The sequence below is a fragment of the Sphingomonas sp. genome, from assembly GCF_036387535.1.
In the GTDB taxonomy this organism is placed as follows: Bacteria; Pseudomonadota; Alphaproteobacteria; order Sphingomonadales; family Sphingomonadaceae; genus Sphingomonas_R.
In genome coordinates this window covers 1-4,850 of the sequence record NZ_DASVTO010000064.1, presented here as the reverse complement: position 1 = coordinate 4,850, position 4,850 = coordinate 1, and the positions used below count along the sequence as shown (strand labels likewise).

Sequence of the window (4,850 nt, the reverse complement as noted above, 5' to 3'; positions counted from 1 at the left end):
CCATCGGCCCGGTGCTCGGTCAGTACGGCGTGCAAGGCGGCCACCGCCGCCGCGCGGGCCGGTGGATCGAGCCGCGCGATTGTGGCGGCGGCCGGGCCGATCCGGCTGAAGAACGCCACCGCATCCGCCACCGGATCGGGTCCGGCACCCGCGACATAGTCCCACGTCACCGCCTCGAACCCGATCCCGTGCCACCCCGCCGCCGCCAGCAGCGCCGCCACGCGCGTGCGATCGGCAAAGGCGAACGGCCCCGGTCCGGTCCCGGCGCCCGGCGGCGGGGCGCCCACCGCATCCGCGGTGACGGTCGCCCAGGGGTTTTCGGTGCGGTCGCGGAAGCAGGAAAAGATCAGCCGCGCTCCCGCCATGGCCGCGGTCCGCAACTGTGTGAACGCCGCCACGGGGTCGTCGAAGAACATCACGCCGTGCCGGGATATCAGCAGGTCGGGGCGACAGGCGGGATCCTCCCACCGCGTCGCATCCGCCACGCGGAACCCGCACCGCGGATGCCCCCGCGCATCGGCCGCCGCGATCAGTTCGGCGGACAGATCGATCCCCAGCACCGCCGCCGCGGCGCAGAGGTCCGCCACCGCGACCGCCGTCGCCCCCGCGCCGCATCCGATATCCAGCACATGGTGCGGCTGCACCGCCGCCGCCCGTGCCGCCAGCATCGGGTTGACGCCGGCCAGCGTCCGGTCGGTCCGCTGCCATTCGCGCGCCCAGTTCGCGCCCACGCGCCCTTGCCAATCCGCCGCACCCGTCATGCCCGTCTCCCGATCCGCACGCGCCCGCATGACAGATGGTAGGCAAGCCGGCCAGGATCACGCTATCCTGCCCGGCCAACCTTCACCGGACCGCCCCTTGATGCCACTGCCAGTGCCAACCCCCACCACCCCAGCCGTCACCGCCCGCAGTTTCGAAACTGCCGTGGCCCTCGCCCGCGCCGCAGCGGCGGACAGCGGGGGATCGGTGCTGATGGTGTTCGACGACCTGGCGGTTCAGGTCGATCCCGACGACAGCCCCGCCACCATCGCCCGCAATCATGATGATCTCCGCGCGACCGTCGTCGGCCGGCTGCTCCACCGCCCGCTGCTGTCGGAACGCGCGCCGCTGCTGGGCGACGTCATCGAAACGATCGAGAATGACCATGCCACCCGGATTCCGCGCGGCACCGCCGGGATCATCACCGATATCGTCGGTGGCCTCGCCGGGGTGCCGATCACCAATCTGGTCGTCCGCTTCGCCCGCCGCACGGTCGATTATGCGCATGCCGATCTCCACACGCTCCGCCACCTGCGCTGATCGCGCGTTCGCGGTGGCGGAACAGCGGCCACTGCCTTATGCCGGATCGCGGCCCGCCCCCGGGCGCTGACGGGATGACAATGCGCGCGACGATCCGGGACGTATCCAAGGCTGCCGGCGTATCGATCAAGACGGTTTCGCGCGTCCTCAACAACGAACGCTATGTCGCCCCCGACACCCGCCGCCGGATCGAGGCGGCGATGGCGGACCTCGCCTTCCACCCCAGCCTGGCCGCGCGCGCGCTGAGCGGCCACCGCTCGTTCCAGGTCGCGCTCATCTGCGACAATCCCAGCCCCTATTATGTCTACGACCTCCAGATCGGGGTGCGGCAACGCTGCGCCGAATCGGGCGTGCGGATGCTGGTCCAGCCCTATGACCGCGATGCCGACGGCCTGCTCGACGGGATCGCCAGCCTGATCGCGCAAACCCACCCCGATGGCGTGATCCTGACGCCCCCCGTCTGCGATCATCCCGGCGTGCTCGCACTGCTGCACGATCAGGCGCTGCGGTTCGTGCGGATCTCGCCCGGCACGCAGGTCGATCTGTCGACATCGGTGGCGATCGACAATGACGGCGCCGCCTTCGATGTCGTCCGGCACCTTGCCGGCCTGGGCCATCGCCGCATCGGTTTCATCGCCGGCCACCCGGCCTATGCCACCAGCGGCCAGCGGATGAGCGGCTATCTGCGCGGATTGCAGGCTGCGGGCCTCGCGATCGACCTGTCGCTCACCCGCCAGGGCCGCTATGATTTCGCGTCGGGCGCCGAGGCGACGGCCGCGCTGCTGGCGATGCCCGACCCCCCGACCGCGATCTTCGCCAGCAGCGACGACATGGCGGCGGGCGCGCTGGCGCAGGCGCACCGATCCGGGATCGCGGTGCCCGATCGGCTGTCGATCGTCGGTTTTGACAATACCGCGCTGGCCGAAGTCGTCTGGCCGCCGCTCACCACCATCGATCAGCCGACACGTGACCTCGGCTATGTCGCGGCCGATCTGCTGTTGAGCGACGACGCGACGCTCCGCCACCGCGTCCTGCCGCACCGCCTGATCCTGCGCGAATCCGCCGCCGCACCGGCACGCTGACGTCCGTGCCGCGCCGCGACCCGCGGATCAGATCACCAGCCAGGCCGCCGCCAGCGACAGCAACAGCGCCGCGACCGTGGCGATCATGATCACCAGCAACGGCCGCGGCCCGCTGCCCAGCAACGCGCTCATCGGCGCGCGCATGCCGGTGGCGGTCACGGCGCAGGCCAGCAGCGCGGTCGCCAGCGTCTGCGCCCCGTGGCTGACGATCGCGGGGATGAACCCGGTGGAATTGACGCCCGCCAGGACGAAGAAGCCGATCACGAACCAGGGCAGGGCCGGCACGCGCCCCTTGCGGGTGCCGTCCGCGGGAAAGAACGCCGAAACCGCCGCCATCACCGGCGCCAGCAACGCGACCCGTGTCAACTTGACGATCGTCGCCACCTCGCCGGCCGGCGCCGAAAAACTGTAGCCGGCACCCAGCGCCTGCGCGACGTCATGGATCGATGCGCCCAGCAGGAACCCGGCCTGCGCATCCCGAAATCCGAATTGATGCGCCAGCAACGGGTACAGGAACATCGCCAGCGAACTCATCGCCGAAATCCCGACCAGCACCAGCGCCAATTGCGCCTGGTTGACGCGCCGCTCGCCCAGCGTCGTCGCCAGCGCCATCGCTGCGGACGCCCCGCAGATCGCAACCGCGCCGCCCGCCAGCGTCCCGAACGCGGCGCCGAACCCCAGCATCCGCGCCGCCACGACTCCGGCGATCAGGGTGACGCCCAGAATCATCACCACCGATGCGAACGCCACCGGACCCAGGTCGACCATCTGCCCGAACGTGATCCGCGCGCCGACCAGCACGATGCCCCAGCGCAGCAAAGTCCGCGACGTGAAGCCCAGCCCCGGTGCCAGGCGCGCATCCGCACCCAGAAAGTTGAGCGCCAGTCCGATCAGCAGCGCCATCAAGGTCAGCGGCGCACCATAATGGTCGGACATATATCCCGCCGCCATGGTCGCGGCGATCGCCACCAGCACGCCGGGCACGGAATCGCGCCAACCGATCGGGGCGTCCGGCTCCAGATCGTTGAACATGTCCGCTGCCGCCGGCAACGGGCGTGGCGGCATCGTGGTCATCCTGTTTCCCTCATCGCGTACGATCCGGCATTGCGCCGTCCTATGACACCGTTATCCTGTCGCAAAGCGAATAAGGGAGCGGACGGATGACGGGCGTACAGGCAGGGCAGGATCAACGATGGCTCATCACCGTCCTGATCTTCGTCGCGATCATGCTGAACTATGTCGATCGCCAGATGATCGCGCTGCTGAAACCCACGCTGCAGGCGGAGTTTTCCTGGTCGGATCGCGATTATAGCCACATGGCGTCCGCCTTTCAGTTCGCGGCCGCGGTCGCGTTCCTCGGCACCGGCTGGTTCATCGACCGCGTCGGCCTGCGCCGCGGCTTCGCGATCGGGGTCGGCGCGTGGAGCATCGCGGGCATGGCGCATGCCGTCGTCGCCAGTGTCGGCGGCTTCGTCGCGGTCCGGGCCGCGCTGGGCGTCGCGGAATCGATCGGCACGCCGGCGATGGTGAAAAGCGCGGCCACCTATTACACGCCGCAGGAACGGTCGAAGATCCTGGGGATCGGCAACATGGCGCCCAATATCGGCGCGGTCGCCACCCCGCTGCTCATCCCGCCGCTGGCGCTCTGGCTCGGCTGGAAGGCCGCGTTCCTCATCGCCGGCGGGCTCGGGCTGCTCTGGGTGGTGGTGTGGCTCGCCGTACGGGTCCCGCCGCAACCCGCCGCCCCCGCGATCGTGGCCAGCGCCCCGCGTGGCTGGACCCATTTGCTGCGCGATCGGCGGCAATGGGCGATCATCACGGCGAAGGCGTTGACCGATCAGGTCTGGTGGTTCCTGCTGTTCTTCATGCCGGATCTGTTCTCGCGCATGTTCGGGCTCAGCCAGGGCACGCTCGGCCTGCCGGTGGCACTCGTCTATGCGATGGCCGCGTTCGGGGCGCTGTCCGGCGGCTGGCTGCCGTCGCGGCTGATCGCGCGCGGCGCCAGCGCGAACGCCGCGCGCAAGGGCAGCATGCTGTTCTACGCCTGCCTGATCGTGCCCGTGCCGCTGGTGCTGCTGGTCGCCAGCCCCTGGACCGCCGCGCTGCTGCTCGGTCTGGCGCTGTTCGCGCATCAGGGTTTCTCGACCAACATCTTCGGCTTCACCACCGATATGTTCCCGGCGCGGATCGTGGGGTCGGCGATCGGCATTGCGGCCTTTGCCGGCAACCTTGCCGGAATGGGCATGATCGAATTTGCCGGCTGGTCGCTCGATCGCGGCCATGGCTATGCGCCGATGCTGTTTATCTGCGCCGGCGCCTATCTCGCCGCGCTGCTCGCGATCCAGCTGCTCGTCCCCCGGATCGTGATCCCGGAACAGGAAGACGGCGTGCCCGCCCCGATCCCCATGGGGCACTGAGGCAGGGGCTGACGGCCCGATCTCCTCCCCCGGACCCGGTCGGGGGGGGGGG

Annotated in this window: 5 protein-coding genes; 3 read left to right on the top strand and 2 right to left on the bottom strand. The window is 70.0% G+C overall.

From position 1 onward, the window contains the following. Positions 1-761, bottom strand: a 761-nt coding sequence (locus VF649_RS05600; protein ID WP_331010975.1) for a class I SAM-dependent methyltransferase, incomplete at its 3' end; no start/stop codon positions are given. Positions 762-858: 97 nt separating this feature from the next. Here VF649_RS05600 and VF649_RS05595 point away from each other — a divergent pair. Next, the gene (locus tag VF649_RS05595; protein ID WP_331010974.1) at positions 859-1,299 is read left to right on the top strand and encodes a hypothetical protein; all 441 of its coding nucleotides are present in this window, start codon (positions 859-861) and stop codon (positions 1,297-1,299) included. An 80-nt stretch (positions 1,300-1,379) separates the two neighbouring features. Beyond that, positions 1,380-2,381, top strand: a complete 1,002-nt coding sequence (locus VF649_RS05590; protein ID WP_331010973.1) for a LacI family DNA-binding transcriptional regulator — start codon at positions 1,380-1,382, stop codon at positions 2,379-2,381. Positions 2,382-2,408: 27 nt separating this feature from the next. On the opposite strand, the gene VF649_RS05585 is transcribed toward VF649_RS05590, so the two are convergent. Next, positions 2,409-3,455 carry a YeiH family protein gene (locus VF649_RS05585; protein WP_331010972.1) on the bottom strand — a complete coding sequence of 349 codons (1,047 nt, stop codon included), beginning with the start codon at positions 3,453-3,455 and terminating at the stop codon, positions 2,409-2,411. A gap of 86 nt (positions 3,456-3,541) precedes the next feature. Between VF649_RS05585 and VF649_RS05580 the strand changes: the two genes are divergently transcribed. Further along, positions 3,542-4,798, top strand: a complete 1,257-nt coding sequence (locus VF649_RS05580; protein ID WP_331010971.1) for an MFS transporter — start codon at positions 3,542-3,544, stop codon at positions 4,796-4,798. Positions 4,799-4,850 lie beyond the last annotated feature (52 nt).